We start from the raw sequence: 2,312 nt of genomic DNA on the forward strand, positions 1-2,312 counted from the left end.
ATCTGGGCATATTGACCCCCGTGTTCAATATGTCCGGGAACTCTACCGGCCGAAGCGTCAGGTCGTGAGAGGGTTTTCACACAGCCTCGCTGCAAAGCGGACGCCGCTATCGAAAAATACGAACGAGGCTGGCACACTCAACGCCGAATCGCGCAATAATCCATCAAGACCAGCCAAGTGCACCAGCTGCAATGTGCATTGCGCAGGTCTTAGATGGTCTGGTGTACCCGAAGTTGTACCCATAGAACCGGAACAGAGACTGAAAGCAAGTACTGGCGCAGGTTGCGAACGATTTTTCGATTCCGCCCCAGCTTGAGCGGGGCCTTAGTCGCTCACACAGTCTCGAAGAATCAAGGACTTACCGCTCCGAACCACGGTTTGTGATTCGATTCCAAGTTCCCGTAAGAGGCTTGCTTCGATTTTTCGTCTTCAACGGCGTCTCCTACAAGTACGATTTCTGATCGTGATGGCCGGCGTGGACGCGCTTATCACCCGTTGCAAGCTCAGCCTGCTAGCGCCGGCCGAAATTTGACCTGGGGGGCAGATAAAACTTGGACTGGTTTTATGCTGCAAGTCTAAGACTCTCTCAGTACTCGATGGGGCTGAGAGCCAAGGGAGATCTTGATCCGCTTCTCGTTGTACCAGCGGGTGCAGGAATCAACGTCTTTGATGAACTGCTCGACCGTGGCGGCCCTCCAGTCCCGAGGGCAAAAATTCCCGTTTTCAGCCGTCCGAAGAAGCCTTCGCATGCAGCGTTGTCAGGCGAGCATCCGTTCCGAGACATCGAGTAAGTGAGCTTCGCATCTGCGATCCTTGATAGCCGACCTGGCCAGCGGTAGCGGGCACCACGATCAGAGTGAACAATGGGTCGGGCATTGCCGTCGGCCATGGTCTCGAGCGCTGCACCCAGCATCGTGTTGACGAGCTCAGCGTTGGGGTGCTCCCCAATGGACCAGCTGATGACCATTGAAGTGTTGCATCGACGGGTTGAGCCCGCCGCGTCTTGCTGCTCCTGTCTTGCCCGAGGCGCCAGCGTGTCAAACGAGAATAAGTCACAGGGGCGTGAATCTTTTCAATCGGCACCCGCCGAGAATGCGTGCAGGATCTATGCGAAAACTACCCTCACTGAATGCGGTGCGTGCCTTTGAAGCCGTCGTTCGCCACGGCAGTTTGACCAAGGCGGCTGAGGAACTGCACGTCACGCATGGCGCATTGAGCAGGCAGGTGGCCCTGATAGAAGATTGGGTTGGGCGTCCGCTGTTCATTCGCACCCCTTCTTCCCAGTTGATTCCCACCGAGGCGGGCCGCCGCTATGGGCGCGAACTCACCGGACTGCTCGACCGTCTGGCAACGCTGTCCGCTGCGGCCCGAGAGGACGTCGGAAGCGTCATTTCCATCATGGCCGCACCAACGTTTGCCATGAACTGGCTGATCCCGAGGATGACCGGCTTTCAGCGCCGGCACACCGAGGTGAGCGTCAAGCTCGCAACTTCCACCAAGCCGGCGCACCTTCAGGATGGCGATAGCGACATCGTCATCCATAGCGTGCGTGCGAAGCAAGATCGCGTCACGTGCGTTTCTTTCATGGACGATTACTATGTGCCCATCTGCCATGTAGATCTGCTTGAGGACCGGCCCGCCGGTGACGAGGACTGGTTGAAACGGCAGGTGCTGATCTCGTACGCGTCGTGGCCGGATTCCTGGGAGGTGTGGCTGCCGCAGTCCGGAGTGGCTGGCGCGCTGGGAGCGAGGCGGCAGCAGTTCGAGCAGATGTTCTTCGGACGACAGGCGGCGCTGGAGGGCATGGGCGTTGCAATTCTTCCCTTGGCCGTGGTGTTGGACGACATGGTGCAGGGCCGCCTGACGGCACCGTTCGGCTTGCGTCACTCGCGACATCGCCCGTGGCTCGCGTGCTTTCTTGCGTCGCGTGCGACTGACCCGTTGATCACGGCGTTCATCGATTGGCTGCGGGAGGCGGGACACGACTTCGAGCTTTCGGCGGGCGCATGCGTTGACGAGCTTGGTTGGGCTGACAATCCTTTTGCCACCAAACGTATGCAGACTGCAAGCGATCCTTGATCTGGCGCGTCTCCTTTCTGCGAATTGCAATCCCAGAACTCGCCTCTCCTCCATCGCCGTCAAAGTGGCGCCGCTCGCCGCTTACCCTTTTTGCGCGACTGGCAAAGGACGTTCTCGGTTCCGATGTAGCCGATCAATTGTTGGCGCCGGCCGTAATTTGACCCACCAATGAAGGTTGTGCCGCTTTCGATTTGACCCGGGTGTTCAGCCTACCCTGCTGTTTTTTTAAGCGG

The 2,312-nt window shown here is 58.4% G+C and carries 1 protein-coding gene and 1 pseudogene; one reads left to right on the forward strand and one right to left on the reverse strand.

Annotated elements, in window-relative coordinates:
- Positions 1 to 586 precede the first annotated feature (586 nt).
- Positions 587 to 979, reverse strand: a pseudogene (locus BMW87_RS34550) (transposase); the annotation flags it as partial.
- A gap of 128 nt (positions 980 to 1,107) precedes the next feature.
- On the opposite strand from BMW87_RS34550, the gene BMW87_RS34555 reads away from it, so the two are divergent.
- Positions 1,108 to 2,079, forward strand: a complete 972-nt coding sequence (locus BMW87_RS34555; RefSeq protein WP_177192929.1) for a LysR substrate-binding domain-containing protein — start codon at positions 1,108 to 1,110, stop codon at positions 2,077 to 2,079.
- Positions 2,080 to 2,312: the final 233 nt, after the last annotated feature.

The organism is Variovorax sp. OV084, assembly GCF_900111625.1.
GTDB lineage: Bacteria > Pseudomonadota > Gammaproteobacteria > Burkholderiales > Burkholderiaceae_C > Variovorax.

Bases quoted from the DNA above. Each gene is read 5' to 3' on its own strand.
- BMW87_RS34555 (WP_177192929.1), top strand. From the start codon at position 1,108: ATGCGAAAACTACCCTCACTGAATGCGGTGCGTGCCTTTGAAGCCGTC.